This is a genomic window from Pseudomonas veronii, from assembly GCF_001439695.1.
Taxonomy (GTDB): Bacteria; Pseudomonadota; Gammaproteobacteria; order Pseudomonadales; family Pseudomonadaceae; genus Aquipseudomonas; species Aquipseudomonas veronii.
Genome location: NZ_JYLL01000028.1, coordinates 1 through 20,380, shown reverse-complemented (window position 1 = coordinate 20,380; position 20,380 = coordinate 1). Strand labels below are relative to the sequence as shown.

Genomic DNA, 20,380 nt, shown 5'->3' with positions numbered 1-20,380 from the left:
CCTTACTCCAGGAACAGGCTGGCGGGTTGTTCGAGCAGGCCGCGAATGGCCTGGATGAATTGCGCCGCGTCCATGCCGTCGACCACGCGGTGATCGAACGAGCTGGAGAGGTTCATCATCTTGCGGATCACGATCTGGCCCTTGATCACCATCGGCCGCTCGACGATGCGGTTGACGCCGACGATGGCCACTTCCGGCAGGTTCAGCACCGGCGTGCTGACGATGCCGCCCAAGGCGCCGAGGCTGGTCAGGGTGATGGTCGACCCCGACAGTTCGTCGCGGTTGGCCTTGCCAGTGCGCGCGGCGTTGGCCAAACGCGCGATTTCCTCGGCATTGCCCCACAGGCTGCGTGCTTCGGCGTGGCGCACCACCGGCACCATCAGGCCCACATCGCTCTGGGTGGCGACGCCCACATGCACCGCACCGAGGCGGGTGATGACCTGGGCTTCGTCGTCGTAACGCGCATTGATCTGTGGGAAATCGCGCAACGCCACGACCATGGCGCGCACGATGAACGGTAGCAGCGTCAGCTTGCCGCGTGTCGCACCGTGTTTTTCATTGAGGTGTACGCGCAGTTCGTCGAGGGCGGTGACGTCGATCTCTTCCACATAGCTGAAATGCGCGGCGCGCCGGGTGGCGTCCTGCATGCGCTGGGCGATTTTGCGGCGCATGCCGATCACCGGGATCTGTTCTTCGTCGTTGCGTTCGGCGTAGGGGTTGGCGGCCGTAGTTTTTTTCGCCGGACTCTGGAGCAAGTAAGCGTCCAAATCTTCGTGCAGAATCCGGCCCGCCGGACCGGACCCCTGCACCAGGCGCAGGGGAATGCCTGCATCCAGCGCATGCTTGCGCACGGCGGGGGAGGCCAGCGGACGCTCGTTGGCATCGCGGGCCACGGGGGCCTGGGGCGCGACGGACGGTTTGAGCGCCAGTGTGCTTTCTACCGCTGGGGCCGGCTTGCTTTGCGCTACCGGCGCAGGCGCCGCCTTGGCCGGTTCAGCCGTCATCGGCACGTCTTTGGTATTGCCCGCGCCTTCCACTTCGATGCTGATCAGCACACTGCCCACGGCCATGACTTCACCCGGCTCGCCGCCGAGGGCAAGTACCTTGCCGTGGACCGGCGAGGGAATGTCCACCATCGCCTTGTCGGTCATCACATCCGCCAGCACCTGGTCTTCGACGACCAGGTCGCCGACCTTCACATGCCAGGCCGAAAGTTCAACTTCTGCGATGCCTTCGCCAATGTCCGGCATCTTGATAACGTGCGTGCCCATTCAGACCTCCATGACCCGTTTCAACGCCGCGCCCACACGGGACGGCCCTGGGAAATACGCCCATTCCTGCGCGTGCGGGTAGGGGGTGTCCCAACCGGTGACGCGTTCGATCGGCGCTTCCAGGTGGTGGAAGCAATGTTCCTGCACCAGCGCCACCAGCTCGGCGCCAAAGCCGCAGGTGCGGGTGGCTTCATGCACCACCACGCAACGGCCGGTCTTTTTCACCGAGTTGACGATGGTTTCCAGGTCCAGCGGCCACAGGCTGCGCAGGTCGATGACCTCGGCGTCGATACCGGTTTCTTCGGCGGCGACTTGCGACACGTACACGGTGGTGCCGTAGGTCAGCACGGTGACGGCCGAACCCGGACGCACGATCGCGGCCACGTCCAGCGGCACGCTGTAGTAACCGTCCGGCACTTGCGCCTGCGGGTGTTTCGACCACGGCGTTACCGGGCGGTCGTGGTGGCCGTCGAACGGGCCGTTGTACAGGCGCTTGGGTTCGAGGAAGATCACCGGGTCGTCGTTTTCGATCGAGGCGATCAACAGGCCCTTGGCGTCATAGGGGTTGGACGGCATCACCGTGCGCAGGCCGCAGACCTGGGTGAACACCGCTTCGATACTCTGGCTGTGGGTCTGGCCGCCGTAGATGCCGCCGCCGCAGGGCATGCGCAGGGTCAACGGCGCGGTGAACTGGCCGGCCGAGCGATAACGCAGGCGTGCCGCTTCGGAGATGATCTGGTCGCTGGCTGGGTAGACGTAGTCGGCGAACTGGATTTCCGCCACCGGGCGCAGGCCGTAGGCGCCCATGCCCACCGCCACGCCGACGATGCCGCTTTCGGAGATCGGCGCGTCAAACACCCGCGAACTGCCGTACTTGTTCTGCAAGCCTTCGGTGCAACGGAATACGCCGCCGAAATAGCCAACGTCCTGGCCGAACACCACCACGTTGTCGTCACGCTCAAGCATCACGTCCATGGCCGAGCGCAGGGCCTGGATCATGGTCATGGTGGTGGTGGTCATGGCGGTTTCCAATTCGATGCTGTTGTTGTGATCGTTCATGTCAGACCCCCAACTCTTGACGCTGGCGCTTCAAGTGCTCCGGCATCTCTTTGTAGACGTCTTCGAACATGGTCGCGGCGCTTGGAATCTGGCCGCCGGCGAGGGTGCCGTACTGTTCGGCTGCTTTCTGCGCCTTGACCACTTCGGCCTCCAGTTCGGCACTGACCGTCGCGTGTTCCTCTTCGGACCACTGGCCGATCTTGATCAGGTGCTGCTTGAGGCGCGCAATCGGGTCGCCCAGGGGGAAGTGGCTCCAGTCGTCGGCGGGGCGGTACTTGGACGGATCATCCGACGTGGAGTGCGGGCCGGCGCGGTAGGTGACCCATTCGATCAGGGTCGGGCCGAGGTTGCGGCGCGCGCGTTCGGCGGCCCAGGCGGAAGCGGCGTACACCGCGATGAAGTCGTTGCCGTCCACGCGCAGGGAGGCGATGCCGCACCCGACGCCGCGTCCGGCGAAGGTAGTGGCTTCACCGCCGGCGATGGCCTGGAAGGTGGAGATGGCCCACTGGTTGTTGACCACGTTGAGAATCACCGGCGCGCGGTAGACGTGGGCGAAGGTGAGGGCGGTGTGGAAGTCCGATTCGGCAGTGGCGCCGTCGCCGATCCAGGCCGAGGCGATCTTGGTATCGCCCTTGATCGCCGAGGCCATGCCCCAGCCCACGGCTTGTACGAATTGGGTGGCAAGGTTGCCGGAAATGGTGAAGAAGCCGGCGTCTTTCACCGAATACATGATCGGCAGTTGCCGGCCCTTGAGCGGGTCGTGCTCGTTGGACAGCAGTTGGCAGATCAGGTCCACCAGCGGCACGTCGCGGGCCATCAGGATGCTTTGCTGGCGATAGGTGGGGAAGCACATGTCGTCGATGTTCAGGGCCAGGGCCTGGGCGCTGCCGATGGCTTCTTCGCCGAGGCTCTGCATGTAGAACGACATTTTCTTCTGACGCTGGGCGACCACCATGCGGTTGTCGAAGATGCGCGTCTTGAGCATGGCGCGCATGCCCCGGCGCAGGATCTCGACAGGCACGTCTTCAGCCCACGGACCGAGGGCCTGGCCCTGGTCGTCGAGCACGCGGATCAGGCCCTTGGCCAAATCGGCGGTGTCGGCGGGTTCTACGTCGATGCTGGGTTTGCGCACCAGGCCGGCGTCGGTCAGACGCAGGTAGGTAAAGTCAGTCTTGCAGCCTGGGCGGCCCGAGGGTTCGGGAACGTGCAGGCGCAGTGGTGCATACGGCTGGTTCATGGCTTTCTACGCTCGATCTTGTGAATTTCTTGTAGTGGGCGCGCTAGCTGACCGTCATCCTCCGGGTAGGAGAAATCTTGTCCTACAACAATCATAGGCGGGGCGTAGAAGAATATTTATCTGTGTTTCGTTGCGCTCGGGCTCATTTGCGGATAAAAAAACTGCATAAACATAATAAACAGGTGATTTTGTCTCATGCGCAAACTGGACCGTACCGATATCGGCATTCTCAACGCCCTGCAGGAGAATGCGCGCATCACCAACGCCGACCTCGCCCGCTCGGTCAACCTGTCGCCCACGCCGTGTTTCAATCGGGTCAAGGCGATGGAGGAACTGGGCCTGATTCGCGACCAGGTAACCTTGCTCGATGCCGACCTGCTGGGGCTGCACGTCAACGTGTTTATCCATGTCAGCCTGGAAAAGCAGAACGAACTGGCCTTGCAGCAATTCGAAGGGGCGATTTCCGACCGGCCCGAGGTGATGGAGTGCTACTTGATGGCCGGCGACCCGGACTATTTGATCCGTGTGTTGGTGCCGACGATCCAGTCGCTGGAGCGTTTCATGATGGACTTTCTGACCAAAGTGCCAGGTGTTGCCAATATCCGCTCCAGCTTCGCTCTTAAACAAGTGCGCTATAAGACCGCGTTGCCACTGCCGCCGGATGGATTGATGGTCTGAGACAAGGTTCGCGGCGCAACGCAACGCAACTCATGCATTGCTCTTTATTGGCGCGCGCTTTTTAGTATTGACACCTGTCAATGTATGTTTTACCTGAGCGCTCTATTGTATCGGCTACGTTCCCCATTCAAGTGGCCGGACAAGTCATGGAGAATCAGCCGCCAAGGTGCCGTGTACCCTACGACTTTAATCTAACTTCGTATTCTAAATATTGCCGCCTGGCCCGATTGACTTCCAACGCGCTTTGGGCTTCAGGCTGGATGAGTTTTGTTGTTTAGCTAAGTAATTAAAAAGAACGGGGTTTTTTTCTTGCATCATAAAAATTTCCTTGATCGCTCACGAATTTTTCACGCGTTATTAAACAAATTAGTAGCTATAAGCCACCTAACTAACAATTCCACGTAAAAGGTGAATCGAGATGTCTATGAGATCCCTGAAATTGAATCTACGTACCACCCTTTGTTTCGGAGTGGTTTGCATTCTGTTGTTAATACAAGGGGGCATGACGCTGGTAAAAGTCGATTCCGTCTATTCTTCAACCATCGAGATTGAAAGCAACTGGCTGCCCAGTATTCGCCTGGCTGGAAGAATCGATTCAGCCCTGTTTAAGTTACGTCTGGAGTTGCGCCGTTTTGCCATGGACAGTGCCCGGCAGGATCAAAGTTCACGGGATAGCCTTCAAAGTATCCGATCGGAGTTGATGAAGATCGCCCAGAGCTACGCTCCCATGGTGTCGAGCCCCGAGGAGCAGGCCAAATATGACGAAGTCATGAGCAGTATTGGCACTTACAACCAGAAGATCGACGAGTTTCTGACACTCTCTACCACAGGCACCTCTGCGCAGATCGCCGCTTATCTGAGCGACGTGCAAGCCCCCGTCGCCCTCAAGGCGCAGGACTCGATCAACGACCTGATCACCCTGAACGGGCGCGGCTCCAATGAGGCGGTGCGGATCGCCTCCAGCGAATACAACGCGACTCGTCTGTTTACCTGGGTGCTGATGGGCGCTTCAGTGCTGTTGACCGTGGTCGTCGCGAGCCTGTTTACCCGCAGTATCATTACCCCAGTGCGTGAGTTGCTGGTGTCGACCTCCAAGATCGCCGACGGTGATCTGCGCGTGGCCATCGCCGTCAACGGCAAGGATGAGCTGACGGAGCTGCAACAATCGACTGCCGCGATGCAGATGAACCTCAAAACCACTTTGCAGCACATCTCCGAAGCCTCCGGGCAGTTGGCCTCGGCTGCCGAAGAGATGAGTTCGATTACCCGTGAGTCCAGCGCCGGTATCGAGCGCCAGAGCATGGAAACCGACCAGGCCGCCACGGCGGTCAATGAGATGACTGCGGCGGTGGAAGAAGTCGCGCGCAATGCCGTCTCGGCCTCCCAGTCGACCCAGGACTCCCAACGCTCGGCCCAAATCGGCCAGGAGCGTGTGACCCAGACCATCGCGTCGATTGAAAAACTCAGCGCCACCGTGCAGCAGACCGGTATGGAAGTCGAAGGCCTGGCCAAGCAGGCCCAGGACATCGCACGGGTGGTGGAAGTGATCCGCTCGATTGCCGAACAGACCAACCTGCTGGCGCTGAACGCCGCCATCGAAGCGGCGCGGGCCGGCGAGCAAGGCCGAGGGTTTGCGGTGGTGGCCGATGAAGTGCGGGCGCTGGCTCACCGGACCCAGACCTCGACCCAGGAAATCGAGCAGATGATCGCGAAGATCCAGGTCTGTTCCAACGAGGCGGTGTCGTCGATGACCATGAACCGCAGCGAAGCGGTGGACTCCCTGAAAATCGCCCACGAAGCAGGCCAGGCCATCACCCAGATCACCGAAGCGATTGCCGACATCAACGACCGGAACCAGTTGATCGCGACGGCCTCCGAAGAACAGGCGCATGTGGCGCGCTCCGTCGACCAGAACCTGATCAGCATTCGCGACCTGTCGATCCAGAGTTCGTCGGCCGCCGGGCAAACGTCGATTGCCAGCCACGAACTGTCGAAGCTGGCGATGGATCTCAAGCAGATTGTGGCTCAGTTCTCCATCGCGTGAACCCGCGACGCAGGTGGCCGGTTGAGCGCGTTCAGAGCTGATTGAGCGGGATCTTCAGGTACACCACCCCATTCTCTTCGGGCGGCGGCAGATTCCCCGCCCGCACATTCACCTGGATCGCCGGCAGCAGCAGTGTCGGCATCCCCAGCCCGGCATCGCGCTGGGTCCGCATCTGCACAAACGCCGCTTCATCCACCCCGTCATGCACATGGATATTGCCCGCGCGCTGCTCGGCCACGGTGGTCTGGCACCGGGCCTCACGGCCTTGTGGCGGGTAGTCGTGGCATACGTACAGTCGGGTCTGCGGCGGGAAGGCCAGGAGCTTGCGCATCGACGCATACAGCTGGTGTGCATCGCCACCGGGGAAGTCGCAGCGGGCGGTGCCGACGTCGGGCATGAACAGGGTGTCGCCGACCAGGATCAGTTGATCGTCGATCAGGTAGGCCATGTCCGCCGGGGTGTGGCCGGGCACGTGCAAGGCCTGGGCCTTCAAGTTGCCGATAGGGAAGATTTCATCCGGGGCGAACAGGTGGTCGAACTGCGAACCGTCGACGCGAAATTCCGGCTCCAGGTTGAACAGGTGCTTGAACACGTGCTGCACCTTGCTGATGGCCTGGCCAATGGCGATCTTGCCGCCCAACGTCCGGCGCAGGTAAGGCGCGGCGGACAGATGGTCGGCATGGGCGTGGGTTTCCAGCAGCCATTGCACCTGCAAGCGATGTTCGCGCACGTAGGCGATCACCTTGTCGGCCTGGCGTGTGTCGGTGCGCCCGGAGGCCGGGTCGTAATTGAGCACCGAGTCGACGATGGCGCAGGGGCCATCGTCGGCCTCATGCACCACATAGGTGTAGGTCGACGATGCCTCGTCCAGAAAAGCCTGAATCAACGCGGGCATGGGCGGCGGTCCTTGGTGGTGGGCTGCGGGTTACATTCGCGATGTGTCCCACATGGACTTGGCAGATTAAGGGAAAAAAACGCTGCGAGGCAAAGTGTCGACCTGTAACAGGACATGACGCGGTCTTTCGGCATGTTGTTCAGGGTCGGTCTTACACCCTAAGTGCCGCGTCTGTGAACGGGCCGGTCTTACACCGAATTTGCCGAGCCCCCGCTGCCCGTCCAAAGCACCCTGAAATTGGCGCCAAGGCAGCGTAGGCCGTGGCCTGGCAGCTTTCGATAATCGCCTCCGACATCATGTCCCCGTTGCGGAGCGCACCATGCATAACAATAAGAAACTCCCCCTGCGTCTGTTGCCTGTGTTTCTCGTCGGCCTGGGCCTGAGCCCGTTCGCCAGCGCCGAAATCATGCTGTACGACAAAGACGAAACCACCTTCTCCACCGATGGCTACATCAACGCCTTCTACGTCAACAGCAACGTAGACCGCGCCGGTGACCAATACGACCGCCGCCAGGCTCGGGTGAAGATGGGCTTTTTGCCCAACTACCTGGGCTTCAACATGACCAAGCAGGCCGACGACCTCAAGCTCGGCGCCCGTGCCTCGTTCTGGGTGACCATCAACGACAGCCAGACCAACGGCACCGACACTGCCATCGATGTGCGCCAGTTCTACGGCACCGTAGCCAATCCGGAGTGGGGCGAAGTGCTGATCGGCAAGGACTTCGGCCTGTTCGCCCGCTCCAACATCCTGCTCGACGAATTGCTCGCGGGCTACGGCCAGGTCAGCGACAGCCTCGGCCTGGTCGACGGCGGCGGGGTTTCGTTCGGCAATATCGGCAGCGGCTATCCATACCCGTTCCCGACCTCGCAGATCACCTACCGCACCCCGGTGATGGACGGCCTGCGTGTTGCCGTCGGCATCCTCGACCCGGTCGATACCAACGACAGCAGCCCCCAAGGCAAGGCCTACCAGAAAAACCCGCGTACCGAGAGCGAGATCACCTACCAGTTCGACCTGGGCGGGGCGAAGATCTACAGCTGGCTCAACGGCAGCTACCAGACTTCGGACAACACCGATTCCAACGTCGACAGCGTCACCTCCAAAGGCGTGGGCTACGGCGTGCAGGCGAAAATGGGCGGCCTGTCCCTGACCGGCTCGGGCTTCCAGGCCAAGGGCATCAACCCGTTCTTCACCAACAATGCCGGCGAAGCGACCCTGCGCAATGTCGACAGCAACGGCTACTTGCTGCAAGGCTCCTACAAGCTGGGCAAGAACCGCCTGGCGCTGTCGTATGGCAAGACCAAGGACGACGGCAACGGCGTGGTGGGCAGCGGCGCCGACTATGACACCCGTGGCATTGCGCTGTTTCACGACGTGAACGACAACCTGAAGCTGGTCGCTGAATACAACCAGTTCCAGATCAAGGGGCATGACACCAGCGCCCAAAATGAAGACACCGACACCTTCGCCGTCGGTGCCGTGCTCACTTGGTAAGACCTGACTGCCCTGGTCTTTAAGTGGTACGCGGTCAAAATGTGGGAGGGGGCTTGCCCCCGATAGCGGTGGTTCAGTTGGCTCATTTGTAGCTGATCCACCGCCATCGGGAGCAAGCCCCCTCCCACATTTGATTACCTGCATCCTGAGCGTCTCATCCCATCGCATCCCCCCACCCAGTACCCAAGTAGCATAGGTTCCGCCCCCCCAGCCTTCGTACACTCATGCCTCAGAGCGGAGAGTCGACGATGCACAACCATGAAGGCGTAGTCAGTGCCATGTCTCTGGCCACCGATGCCGGGCAGGCCGCCGAAGAATTGGCCGAGCAACTGCTGCATCCGTACCTGGGCTTCGTGCTGTTTTTCTGCTCGGCTTCCTACGACCTGCAGGCGCTCGGCCAAGCCCTGCAACGTTGTTTCGGCAATGTGCGCCTCGTCGGTTGCACCAGCGCCGGCGAGATCACACCCCAAGGCTACGGGCGCAATTGCGTGACGGCGATGGGCTTTAACCACGCGCATTTTTCGATTGCCACCGAACTGATCGACCAGGTGGAACACTTCAGCCTGATCGACGCCCAGCACATGGTCGAACGTCTGGTGGGCGGCTGTCGCAGCAACACCCTGGCGCCGATCAAGGGCAACACTTTCGCCCTGACCTTGCTCGACGGGCTGTCCAGCCGTGAAGAAATGGTGCTCGCGGCCCTCAGCGCGGCGCTCGGCGATATCCCGCATTTCGGCGGTTCGGCCGGCGACGACAACTACCTCACGCACACCCACGTGTATTTCAACGGCGCGTTCCACAGCGGCGCGGCCGTGGTGGTGCTGGTCAATACCTGGCTGGACTTCGAGGTGTTCACCACCCACCACATTCTGCCGCGTGCGGAAAAACTCGTGGTGACCGGCGCCGACAGCCCGTCGCGGCGAGTGTTCGAGCTCAACGCCGAGCCCGCCGCGGAGGAGTACGCGCGGCACATCGGCGTGGCCGTGGCCGACCTCGACCACCGCGTCTTCGCCGCGCACCCGCTGGCGGTACGTATCCACGACCAGTACTACGTCAGGGCGATACAGCAGGTGCATGACGACCTGAGCCTGAGTTTCTACTGCGCCGTGGAAAACGGCATCGTCCTCACGGTGATGACACCCGGGCCGATCCTGCCGAACCTGGTAACCCTGTTCGACGGCCTGCAATCTCGCCTCGGCGAGCTGCTGCTGACCATTGGCTGCGACTGCTTCCTGCGCCGCCTGGAGCTGGAAGACAGCGGCACCCTGGAGCAGATCGGCGGCTTCCTGCGCGACCAGCGGGTGATGGGGTTCAACACCTACGGAGAACAGTTCAATGGCATGCATATCAACCAGACCTTCACCGGCGTCGCCATTGCCCGAGGGCGAGCCCCAGGATCGCAATGAACTGTTGGCCGAGTTGGCGCGGCTACGCCTGGACAACTACAAGCTGACGCGGATCAACGCGGCGCTGATCGAGCGCATCGAGTCCGGGGTGACCCAGGGCAACGACCCCTACACCACGTTCCAGCACTCGGTGGTGCTCGCCGAACAAGTGCGCGAGCGCACCGACGCGCTGAACCAGGCGATGGCCGAACTGCGCGCCAGCAACCACTTGCTGATCAACGCCCGCCTGCGCGCCGAAACCCTGCGCCGCGAGCAGGCCGCGGCGCAAAAGGCGCAGGAGAGCGAGCGCTGGATTCGCCTGATCACCGACCATGTGCCGGCGCTGATCGGCTACCTGAATGCCGACCTGGTGTATGAGTTCACCAACAAGGTCTATGAAGAATGGTACTGCTGGCCGCGGGGCATGATGCTCGGCCAGAGCCTGCGCGAAGTCCACAGCGAACAACACTGTCAGCGCCTGGATGCCTACGTCTCGCGGGCGCTGGCGGGGGAGAGCGTGACCTTCGAATTCGCCGAAACCAACATCAACAACCAGGAGCGCTACATGCTGCGCTCCTACGTGCCCAACCGCCTGGCCAGTGGCGAAGTGGTGGGGATCTTTGTGCTGATCCGCGACATCACCGAGCGCCGGCGCACCGCCGAAGCCTTGCACCAGGCCTATCAGAACCTGGAGCTGCGCGTCGCCCAGCGCACCTCGGAACTGACCTCGCTGAACGACCAGTTGCTGCGCGAAATCGACGAACGCCGCCGCGTGGAATCGCGCCTGCGCGAAGCCAAGCTCGAAGCCGAGCAGGCCAACCTGTCGAAAACCAAATTCCTCGCCGCCGTCAGCCACGACCTGTTGCAACCGCTGAACGCCGCGCGCCTGTTCACCGGCGCCTTGCTTGAACGCCGCGAACCCCAGGCCAATGAAACCCTGGTGCGCAACGTGAGCAACTCGCTGGAAGACGTGGAAAACCTGTTGGGCACCCTGGTCGATATTTCCAAGCTGGATGCCGGGGTGATCAAAGCCGATATCGCCCCGTTCGCCCTCAGCGAGCTGCTCGACAACCTCGCCGTCGAATTCACCCAACTGGCGCGCAGCGAAGGCCTGGAGTTGCACTTCGTCGGCTGCTCGGCGCTGGTGCGCAGCGATATCCAGCTGCTGGCGCGGATTCTGCGCAACCTGCTGAGCAATGCGATTCGCTACACCTACTCGGGGCGCGTGGTGCTGGGCTGCCGCCGCCAGCACCAGCGCTTGTCGATCCAGGTCTGGGACAGCGGCATGGGCATTGCCGAAGATCGCCTGGAGGAAATTTTCCAGGAGTTCAAGCGCGGCGATGTGCAGCGGCGCGACCAGGATCGCGGGTTGGGCCTGGGCCTGGCCATCGTGGAAAAAATCGCCGGCATCCTCGGCCATCGCATCACCGTCAAGTCGTGGCCGGGCAAGGGCTCGATGTTCGCGGTGGACGTGCCCTTGAGCGCCACCGCGCCCAAATCGCTGCCGCAGCCGTCCATGAGCGAACCGATGCTGGAGCGCCTGCAAGGCGCGCGGGTGTGGGTGCTGGATAACGACGCAGCGATCTGCGCCGGAATGCGGACCTTGCTGGAGGGGTGGGGCTGCCGGGTGGTCACCGCGTTATCGGAACAAGACCTGGCGCGGCAGGTGGACAACTACCACGCCGAGGCCGACCTGCTGATCGCCGATTACCACCTGGACGATGAGCAGAACGGCGTCGACGCCGTGGCACGCATCAACGCCCGGCGCGCCAGCCCGATCCCGGCCATGATGATCACCGCCAATTACAGCAACGAACTGAAGCTGCAGATCCGCGAACTGGGGCACACCTTAATGCACAAGCCGGTGCGGCCGATGAAGCTCAAGACCGCGATGAGCCACCTCTTAGGCAAATGACCACCGAACGCTCCTCAAACAGCGATCAAACAGAGATCCAGAGATCCAGAGAACAAATGGAGAACCAGAGATCAAATGGAGATCCAATGTGGGAGGGGGCTTGCCCCCGATAGCTGACTGTCAGTCACTGCACCTATAACTGATCCACCGTTATCGGGGGCAAGCCCCCTCCCACACAAGCCCCACACAAACCCCACACAAACCCCTTCCCACAAGGGTTCTATGCGCTTTCCGAAAGATCAGCGACGCAGATAAGAACCAAAATCAATATCCCCCGCGCTCAAGATCGCCTGCACCCGATTATGCACATTCAACTTGCGCAAAATCGCCGACACATGGGCCTTCACCGTGGTCTCGGCGATCTCCAGGGTGTAGGCAATCTGCTTGTTCGACTCGCCCTTGGTCATCCGCTCCAGCACCAGCAACTGCTTGCGGGTCAACGCCTGCAGCAATTCCGGAGCGAAGCCCGGGTTTTCGTTCAGGCGCCGGTGGGTGCCGGGTTTCTGGGTGCGGATGATGTCCGGCGGCAGGTACACATTGCCGTTGAGAATCTGCTGGATCGCCTCGGTCATTTGCTGGCGCGGCGACGACTTGGTGATAAAACCGACGGCGCCATAGGTGATGGCCTGCAGCACGATTTGCTTGTCTTGCTCGGCGGACACGATCACCACCGGGATGGTCGGCGATTCGTTGCGCAGGTTGATCAGGCCATTGAGACCGTGCATGCCGGGCATGTTCAGGTCGAGCAGGATCAGATCGAGGTCGTCGTGTTCCTGGGTCAGCGCCAGGGCGCTGTCCAGGTCGGCGGTCTCCATCACTTCGCTGCCGGGGAAACCATCGCTGATGACGTTATGAATCGCTTCGCGAAACAGTGGGTGATCATCGGCAATCAGGATTTTGTACATGGCCGTTCACCTTTCTTATTGTGGTTATTCAAATGGCTCGGGTTGCGCCACCGACACCGGCAGCTTCGCCGCTTCCCAGGCATCCAGGCCATCGCGATACCAATACACAGAGGTATAGCCCAGGTTGGCCGCACGTTTTACCGCGTTCCAACTCAGCCAGCAATCGGAGCGGCAATAGAAGACCAATGGTCGTGCCAGGTTGCCGCCGCTGTAGGTGTACAGGTGGCGCACGAAATAGCTTTGCCACTCCGGCGTGAGGTCGCCGTCGCCGGTGTTGGCCAGCCAACGGCTGCCGGGCAGGTTGGCGTGGGGCTGGTCTTCGATGAAGCGGCCTTGCAGCCACTGGCGGCGATACGTATCGATCAGCACCGGGGCTGGGGTTTGGGTCAGCAGGGCTTGCAGGGCAGGGGTGTCGATGATCGTCGCGCCCTGCACATGATCGGGCGTGGGGCTGCGATACAGGCTGATGCGATAGCCGTCGGCGGAAAATAATGCGGTATCGGCCTGTACGTTGGCGGCAAACAGGCACAGCAGCGCCAACAAGGGCAGTCGGGCAGGCAGCATGGCAGGGCGATCCTTATCGTTATGCGCCCATTACACGTGAGTCCCGAGCCCTTGGGAATGCGACGATAGACAGTAAAACCAGTACTAAAGTAGTAGTTTTTGCCGCCCTCAGCCTTTTTTGCGCAACGCCGCATGCTGGGGGTTGAAGGTCAGCACCGCCAACACCGCGAACAGTACGGTCAAGCCCAGGCACACCGCGAGGGCCAGGCCGGCGAAGCGTTCATACAGGGCAAAGCGCACCAGCTCGACGGCGTGGGTGAAGGGGTTGATTGCGCACAGCCAATACAACCACTCGCTGGAGTCGCGCATCTTCCACAACGGGTACAGCGCCGACGATATGAAAAACAGCGGGAAGATCACGAAATTCATCACCCCGGCAAAGTTCTCCAGTTGACGGATCGCGTTCGACAGCAGCAAACCCAGCGCGCTCAGCATCAAGGCCACCAGCAGCAAGGCCGGCAGGGCGATCAACAGCCCCATGACAGGCGGTTGCACGCCGTAGACCCAGGCGATCGCCAGGAACCCGTATACCTGCAACAGTGAAATCAGCGCGGTGGCGAGCAACTTGCTGCACAGCAAAAACGTGCGCGGCAGCGGGCTGGTCAGCAGCACGCGCATGCTGCCCATCTCGCGGTCGTAGACCATCGACAGCGAACCCTGCATGCCGTTGAACAGCAGGATCATGCAAGCCAGCCCCGGGATGATGTAGACCTCATAGGGAATGTAGGTGTCGTAGGGTTCGATCACCGAGATACCCAGCGCGGCGCGGAACCCGGCGGCGAACACCAGCAGCCACAACAGCGGGCGCACCAGGGCGCTGAGAAACCGCGTGCGCTGCAATACAAAGCGCAGCCACTCGCGCAGCACGATGCCGCGCAAGCATTGCCAGTAAGCGTTCATGCCGGGGCTCCCGTCGTTGTGGGGCGGGTCAGGCGCGCAAAGACGCTGCCGAGGTCGCCACCCTGTTCGAGGATCAGCGCATCGACCTGCCCGCTGGCCACCAAGCGGCCCTGGTGCAGGATCATCAACGCATCGTCGGGTTGCACTTCATCGAGCAGGTGGGTGGTCCACAGCACGCTGATGCCTTGCTCAAGGCACAGGTTGCGCACGTGCTGGTTCAGCGCCAGGCGGCTGGCGGGGTCGAGGCCGACGCTGGCTTCATCCAGCAGCAGCAAGCGCGGTTCATGCAACAACGCCCGGGCGATTTCCACGCGGCGCCGGTGCCCGCCGTTGAGCTCGCGGACTTTTTCGCGGCGCCGCTCGGTGAGGGCCTGGCGCGCCAGCTCGGCGGCGACGCGCACGTCGGTCTGGCGCCGCGACAAACCGTGCAGCGCGGCGTGATAACGCAGGTTCTGTTCGACGCTCAAGTCCAGGTCCAGGGTGCTTTGCTGGAACACCACCCCCAGTTGCGTGAGGGCTGCGCGCGGTGCATCGCGCAGGGAGTGGCCGCCGACGCGGATGTCGCCGCTTTGCAGGTCGTACAAGCGCGTGAGCAGGGCGATCAAGGTCGACTTGCCGGCGCCGTTGGGCCCCAGCAACGCGGCGAACCGCCCCGGTGCCAGGCTGAAGCTCACCTCGTGCAAGGCCTGGCGCGCGCCATAGGCGAAGCTCAGGTCGCGCACCTCCAGGGCGTTCATGGCGTGACCACCACGCCCCATGGATAACGCCCGACCTTCACCGACTTGAGCACCTTGAGGCTGTCCACATCGATCACCGACACGTCGCCGCTGACGCCATTGGTGGCCAGCAACTGTTTTTCGTCCGGGGTAAATGCCATCTGCCACACGCGGCGGCCCACCAGCAGGTAGTCGAGGATCTCGAAGGTCTTGGCGTCGATCACTGCCACATGGTTGGCCGGGCCCAGGGCGACAAAGGCGTACTTGCCGTCGGAACTGAGCTTGATCCCCACCGGCTGCACCTTGTCCGGGTGGACGCCCTTGATCTTGAACGTCAGGGTTTTGAGGATCGCGCGGCTGGCCACATCGAGAATGGTCACGGTGCCGCCGATCTCCGCCGAGGCCCACAGCTGTGAGCCATCGTGGTTGAACTCGACGAAGCGCGGGCGCTGGTCCACCAGGGTGCTGTCGACCAGGGTCTGGGTGCTGGTGTCGATCCAGTGCAGCATGTTCGTGGTTTCGCTGGTGTTCACCGCCCACTTGCCGTCCGGGCTCACGGCCATGCCTTCGGGCTCTACGCCGACGTTGATCTGGCCTAGCACCTTGGAGGTCTCGGTGTCGATCACGGTGACCAGTGCATCGTCTTCGTTGGACACATACAGCCAGCGGTCATTGGGGTGCAGGGCGAACTGCTCGGGGTCTTTGCCGGAGGGCAGTTCCTTGATGATCTTGCGCGTGGCCACGTCCATCACCTGCACGCGGTCCGAGTCGCTGGCGCAGATGTACAGCAGCTTTTTGTCATGGGACAGCAGCAGGCCCCGCGGGCGCTGGCCGACCTTGAGCGTGTCGGTGACTTGCAGGGTCTGCATGTCGATCAGGCTGAGGGTGTTGTCTTTCTCGTTGGAGACCCAGGCGGTGCTGGCCACGGCGTGCCCGACGGCAAGCAGCAGGGCGCATGAGAGCAGGGTGCGGCGCATGGCGGATTCCTTATTATTGTGAGTAGGGGAGCGATCAAGGGAAGCGGCAGGTCACCTCGGGTTTGTCGTAGCCCAGGCTGTCCATTTCGTTGAAGGGGTGCAGGAAACCGTCCTGGGGCGAGGTGCTGACCAGCGCGCGGGGCTGCACGATCGGAATCGGTTGGCGCAGCTCGCCGTTCCACGCGCGATAGCTGAGCTTGCGGCCCTTGAAGCCGTCCAGCGGCAGTTGCTCGCTGATCTCCAGTTGGCGGATGGTCATGGGGTCGACCTGGCGCAGCTTGTTCACCGCACTGGCAACGCTGCGCACGGCCATCCAGGCGGCGAAGTCGCGGTCGTTCATCCAGCGCCCGGCCAGGGCTTCGAAGCGTTTTTGCAGTTGCGCGGCGCCGTAGGTCTCGACGGTCTTGTGCCAGCCGGTGGGCGTCAGGCCCTGGGTGCCGGCGACGGGGCGCGGGTACCAGGTCTGGTAGGGCACGTACTCGCCGAAGTCGCCGCGCTCGTCCGCCACCAGCACCACGTCGTATTCGGCGGTCTGGGTGAACAGCGGCATGTCTGCCTGGGCGCTGCGGCGTTGGTCGTTATCGAAGCGCCAGGCTTTCTCCGCCACCAGATGCACGCCGAAGCGCTTGGCGGCGCGGCGCAGGGCGGCGGCGTAGGCCTGGTCATCCTCGGTGGGGCCGACGATCAGCAGCGCCTTCTGCCATTTGCGCACCACCAGAAATTGCGCCAGGGCATCGGCGAGCATGGCGCGGCTGGGCAGCGTGTGCAGCACGTTGCCCAGGCAGTCGGTGCTGCGCAGGCTGTCATCGGGGCTGCCGGCGTTGAACAGCAGGCTGTCGGGCAGGGCCGCGCTGAGCTGGCGCAGGCTGGCGGCGGGGGCGTTGACCACGAACAGGCGCAGGCCCTGGTCGTGCTGGGCCTGGGCGGCGGTGAGCAGGGCGTCGGGGCTGTCCACCGTGGCGCTGGTCAGGCTGTAGCGTTGGTTGAGAAAGGCGCCGGTGCTGTTGCTGTCGATGATCGCCAGTTCCGCACCGCGTTGCCCGGCGTCGGTGGGCTCGGGGATCACATTCGACAGCAGCGGCCCAGGGTCGGGCCGATAGCCCAGGTAGCCGATCTGCACCGCCAACGGCGCCTCGGCGGCCTGGCTGGCAGTGGCCACCCCGGCGGCGCAGGCAATCGCCAGCAGGTAGAGCACGGCGTAGGGGGCGAGCTGGCGCATAAGGCACTCCATGTCAGGTAGCGCCAGCATAGGAAGCCTTATGTCTGCTGCAAATATGCAGAAAGTACCGCTGAGCCAGTACCAAGGTAGTAGCCCCGCGCAGGTGGCGCGGTCTTAGCATGGGTTACCCCCACCGTGTCCATCCGGGAGATGAACGATCATGCAAATCCTCAAGGCGCTGCTTTTGCCGTTCCTGCTGATCGTGAGCCTGATCGGCGTCGACAAGCTGCACGCACCACGCCCGGCGCTGAGCGTGCCCGCCAGCGTGGCGCACTAGGTATGTCGGCACTGTGGCGCATCAACCTGTGGGTGTGCGGTTTCTTCGCCTTGGTCACCTGCGCCTGCACCGCGCTGTTGCTGCATCAGGCCCTGACGGATGTGGAGCGTGAGCTGCAATCGGCCGAAGCGGTGGTGCATTACCTCAGCGCAACCGCCGAGCGCGACCCGGCCAGCCTGCAACCGCATCTCACCGCCAGCCTGCGCCATGTGCGCGTGCATTGGCTGACCCCCGACGAGACCTTGCCGGCGCCGCTGCCGTCCGGCCTGGACGCCTGGCTCGGGCGCCTGCTGTTTGCCGAGGCGCGGCGCAGTGCCCAGGTACTGGACCTGCCGGACGGCCGCCGCGTGTCCATCGTCGTCGACCCGCGGGATGAGATCGATGAAGTCTGGGACTCCCTGCAACAACTGTTGAGCCTGTGCGCCCTGGCCCTGGCCCTGAGCCTGCTGACCATCCGCTGGGCGGTGCGCCGTGGCATGGGCGTACTCGACGAACTGCTGCGCGCCTTGCAACAGGTGTGCGCCGGCCAGCTCAATGTGCGCCTGCGCAGCGCAGGATCACCCGAAGCGCGGCAACTGGCGCTGCATTTCAACCGCATGACCGACGCCCTGGAGCAGGCGCACACCGACAATACCCAACTGACCCAAACCCTGATGGCGGTGCAAGAGCAGGAGCGCAACCACCTGGCCCAGACCCTGCATGATGACCTCGGCCAATACCTGGCCGGTATTCGCGCCCAGGCCTGCCTGTTGCGTCTGGTCACCGACCAACCGCAATTGCTCGCGCGCACGGTGGCGCAACTGGAAGATCACTGCGATCACTTGCAGCAAGGCTTTCGCGCACTGGTCCACGACCTGTACCCGGTGGCCCTGCAGCACCTGCCGCTGGCCGAGGCGTTCGCGATGCTGGTGACGCAGTGGCAGGCCAGCCATGGCATCGATTGCCGGCTGCGGGTCAGCGCGGACCTGCCGGCGTTGTCCGGGGCGAGCAAGACGCACCTCTATCGCCTGCTGCAGGAAGCCCTGACCAATATCGTGCGGCATGCCGATGCCAGCCAGGTGCGCGTGCGCCTGCATCGTCACGGTTCGCGCCTGCGCCTGTGGGTGCGCGATAACGGCTGCGGCGCGCAAACGCCGCAGCGTCCGGGCGTCGGCCTGTATTCGATGTACGAACGCGCGCGCTGCCTGGGCGGCGAACTGACAATCCTCAGCCACCCCGGCGCCGGTTGGGCGCTGGCGTTGAACATGCCATTGGAGGCCTCATGAATATTCTGTTGGTGGACGACCATGCGGTGGTGCGCCAAGGCTATGCCAGCCTGTTGCGTGCACTGTTGCCGGCCATCGAAGTGCGCGAAGCGGCCAGCGGCGAAGAGGCCTTGAGCCGGGTCCAGGAAGCACTGCCGCATTTGGTGATCATGGACTTCGGCCTGCCCGGCATCAGCGGCCTGGAAACCACGCGCCGCCTGCGCCAGCGCCTGCCGCAACTGCGCGTGCTGTTCTTCAGCATGCACGACGAACTGCCGCTGGTGCGCCAGGCCCTGGAAGCCGGCGCCTCGGGCTACCTGACCAAAAGCTCGGCGCCCGAGGTGCTGATCGAAGCAGTGCGGCGCGTCCTCGACGGCCACGCCTATATCGAACAGTCCCTCGCCACCCAACTGGCCTACACGCCAAGCGACCAACGCTTGCAAGGCATGACACCGCGTGAGCTGGAGATTTTCCTGATGCTGGCCAGAGGCACGCCGACCCGAGTGATTGCCGACCAGTTGAATATCAGCAGCAAGACCGTGTCCAACCACCTGACCCTGCTCAAGAGCAAATTGCAGGTCAGTTCCCATGCCGAACTGGTCCACCTGGGAATCGACCTAGGCGTGGTGCGCGTAGCGGGCTGATCCTCCCCCGTGTACCCCTGTTACCACTGTAGGAGCGAGCTTGCTCGCGAAAACCGTCAACGATAACGCAAAAAACCAGACCCCCCGCAGCGCTCCCGGGTTTTTCGCGAGCAAGCTCGCTCCTACAAAAGTTACCGCTCAGTGCCCATGCCTAGCGCGGGCACCTAGGCCCCACTGTAGGAGCGAGCTTGCTCGCGAAAACCGTCAACGATAACGCAAAAAACCAGACCCCCCGCGGCGCTCCCGGGTTTTTCGCGAGCAAGCTCGCTCCTACAAAAGTTACCGCTCAGTGCCCATGCCTAGCGCGGGCACCTAGACCCCACTGTAGGAGCGAGCTTGCTCGCGAAAACCGTCAACGATAACGCAAAAAACCAGACCCCCCGCAGCGCTCCCGGGTTTTTCGCGAGCAAGCTCGCTCCTACAAAAGTTACCGGTCAGTACCCATGCCTAGCGGGGCACCTAGACCCCACTGTAGGAGCGAGCTCGCTCGCGAAGACCGTCAACGATAACGCGAAAAACCAGACCCCCCGCAGCGCTCCCGGGTTTTTCGCGAGCAAGCTCGCTCCTACAAAAGTTACCGGTCAGTGCCCACGCCTAGCGCGGCACCTAGACCCCATTGTAGGAGCGAGCTTGCTCGCGAAAACCGTCAACGATAACGCGAAAAACCAGACCCCCCGCGGCGCTCTTGGGTTTTTCGCGAGCAAGCTCGCTCCTACAAAAGTTACCGATCAGTGCCCATGCCTAGCGCGGGCACCTAGACCCCACTGTAGGAGCGAGCTTGCTCGCGAAAACCGTCAACGATAACGCGAAAAACCAGACCCCCCGCAGCGCTCCCGGGTTTTTCGCGAGCAAGCTCGCTCCTACAAAAGTTACCGGTCAGTGCCCATGCCTAGCGCGGGCACCTAGACCCCACTGTAGGAGCGAGCTTGCTCGCGAAAACCGTCAACGATAACGC

At 62.6% G+C, this 20,380-nt stretch carries 17 protein-coding genes; 7 read left to right on the top strand and 10 right to left on the bottom strand.

The genetic code is table 11. The features are described from left to right. Window positions 1–2 precede the first annotated feature (2 nt). From TU80_RS24700 to TU80_RS24690, 3 genes are read right to left on the bottom strand one after another with little or no spacing between them, the layout of a single operon-like run. Entirely contained in the window at window positions 3–1,271 is a 1,269-nt protein-coding gene (locus TU80_RS24700; RefSeq protein WP_017847501.1) for a dihydrolipoamide acetyltransferase family protein, read from the bottom strand. Next, entirely contained in the window at window positions 1,272–2,330 is a 1,059-nt protein-coding gene (locus tag TU80_RS24695) for an alpha-ketoacid dehydrogenase subunit beta (RefSeq protein WP_017847500.1), read from the bottom strand. Window position 2,331: 1 nt separating this feature from the next. Then, on the bottom strand, window positions 2,332–3,567 hold the full coding sequence (locus TU80_RS24690; protein WP_057005599.1) for a 3-methyl-2-oxobutanoate dehydrogenase (2-methylpropanoyl-transferring) subunit alpha: 1,236 nt from the start codon (window positions 3,565–3,567) through the stop codon (window positions 2,332–2,334). Between the two features lie 195 nt (window positions 3,568–3,762). Here TU80_RS24690 and TU80_RS24685 point away from each other — a divergent pair, with 195 nt between their 5' ends. Beyond that, a complete protein-coding gene (locus tag TU80_RS24685) occupies window positions 3,763–4,245 on the top strand; it encodes an Lrp/AsnC family transcriptional regulator (RefSeq protein WP_017847498.1) in 483 nt (160 codons plus the stop codon). Window positions 4,246–4,663: 418 nt separating this feature from the next. Then, the gene (locus TU80_RS24680; protein WP_057005598.1) at window positions 4,664–6,289 is read left to right on the top strand and encodes a methyl-accepting chemotaxis protein; all 1,626 of its coding nucleotides are present in this window, start codon (window positions 4,664–4,666) and stop codon (window positions 6,287–6,289) included. 31 nt (window positions 6,290–6,320) lie between these two features. Here the strand turns inward: TU80_RS24680 and TU80_RS24675 are convergent, their stop codons facing one another. Continuing rightward, window positions 6,321–7,184 (bottom strand): MBL fold metallo-hydrolase, encoded by an 864-nt coding sequence (locus TU80_RS24675; RefSeq protein ID WP_046382806.1) that lies wholly within the window; start codon window positions 7,182–7,184, stop codon window positions 6,321–6,323. A gap of 319 nt (window positions 7,185–7,503) precedes the next feature. On the opposite strand from TU80_RS24675, the gene TU80_RS24670 reads away from it, so the two are divergent. The 3 genes from TU80_RS24670 (at window position 7,504) to TU80_RS24660 (ending at window position 11,979) form a co-directional block, all read left to right on the top strand. Continuing rightward, window positions 7,504–8,679 carry a porin gene (locus tag TU80_RS24670; protein WP_017847495.1) on the top strand — a complete coding sequence of 392 codons (1,176 nt, stop codon included), beginning with the start codon at window positions 7,504–7,506 and terminating at the stop codon, window positions 8,677–8,679. Between the two features lie 248 nt (window positions 8,680–8,927). Then, window positions 8,928–10,085 carry a nitric oxide-sensing protein NosP gene (gene nosP / locus TU80_RS24665; RefSeq protein WP_046382808.1) on the top strand — a complete coding sequence of 386 codons (1,158 nt, stop codon included), beginning with the start codon at window positions 8,928–8,930 and terminating at the stop codon, window positions 10,083–10,085. After that, window positions 10,015–11,979: a PAS domain-containing hybrid sensor histidine kinase/response regulator gene (locus tag TU80_RS24660; protein WP_079444258.1), complete on the top strand. Its 1,965-nt coding sequence runs from the start codon at window positions 10,015–10,017 to the stop codon at window positions 11,977–11,979. The genes nosP and TU80_RS24660 overlap by 71 nt, the downstream gene beginning before the upstream one ends. Before the next feature lie 239 nt (window positions 11,980–12,218). Here the strand turns inward: TU80_RS24660 and TU80_RS24655 are convergent, their stop codons facing one another. The 6 genes from TU80_RS24655 to TU80_RS24630 all read right to left on the bottom strand — a co-directional run bounded on the left by TU80_RS24655 (window position 12,219) and on the right by TU80_RS24630 (window position 17,260). Beyond that, on the bottom strand, window positions 12,219–12,884 hold the full coding sequence (locus TU80_RS24655) for a response regulator transcription factor (RefSeq protein WP_017847492.1): 666 nt from the start codon (window positions 12,882–12,884) through the stop codon (window positions 12,219–12,221). Between the two features lie 24 nt (window positions 12,885–12,908). Next, window positions 12,909–13,448 (bottom strand): PQQ-dependent catabolism-associated CXXCW motif protein, encoded by a 540-nt coding sequence (locus TU80_RS24650; protein ID WP_046382809.1) that lies wholly within the window; start codon window positions 13,446–13,448, stop codon window positions 12,909–12,911. A gap of 108 nt (window positions 13,449–13,556) precedes the next feature. Then, window positions 13,557–14,348: an ABC transporter permease gene (locus tag TU80_RS24645; RefSeq protein ID WP_057005597.1), complete on the bottom strand. Its 792-nt coding sequence runs from the start codon at window positions 14,346–14,348 to the stop codon at window positions 13,557–13,559. Beyond that, a complete protein-coding gene (locus tag TU80_RS24640) occupies window positions 14,345–15,085 on the bottom strand; it encodes an ABC transporter ATP-binding protein (RefSeq protein WP_017847489.1) in 741 nt (246 codons plus the stop codon). Before TU80_RS24640 ends, TU80_RS24645 begins: the two co-directional genes overlap by 4 nt. Then, window positions 15,082–16,041 (bottom strand): YVTN family beta-propeller repeat protein, encoded by a 960-nt coding sequence (locus tag TU80_RS24635; RefSeq protein WP_057005596.1) that lies wholly within the window; start codon window positions 16,039–16,041, stop codon window positions 15,082–15,084. Before TU80_RS24635 ends, TU80_RS24640 begins: the two co-directional genes overlap by 4 nt. Window positions 16,042–16,075: 34 nt before the next feature. Next, window positions 16,076–17,260 (bottom strand): ABC transporter substrate-binding protein, encoded by a 1,185-nt coding sequence (locus tag TU80_RS24630; protein ID WP_057005595.1) that lies wholly within the window; start codon window positions 17,258–17,260, stop codon window positions 16,076–16,078. A 279-nt stretch (window positions 17,261–17,539) separates the two neighbouring features. On the opposite strand from TU80_RS24630, the gene TU80_RS24625 reads away from it, so the two are divergent. Both TU80_RS24625 and TU80_RS24620 read left to right on the top strand, forming a co-directional pair. Beyond that, window positions 17,540–18,802 carry a HAMP domain-containing sensor histidine kinase gene (locus tag TU80_RS24625; RefSeq protein ID WP_046382812.1) on the top strand — a complete coding sequence of 421 codons (1,263 nt, stop codon included), beginning with the start codon at window positions 17,540–17,542 and terminating at the stop codon, window positions 18,800–18,802. Further along, on the top strand, window positions 18,799–19,425 hold the full coding sequence (locus tag TU80_RS24620; RefSeq protein ID WP_017847484.1) for a response regulator transcription factor: 627 nt from the start codon (window positions 18,799–18,801) through the stop codon (window positions 19,423–19,425). The genes TU80_RS24625 and TU80_RS24620 overlap by 4 nt, the downstream gene beginning before the upstream one ends. The last annotated feature ends 955 nt before the right edge of the window (window positions 19,426–20,380 follow it).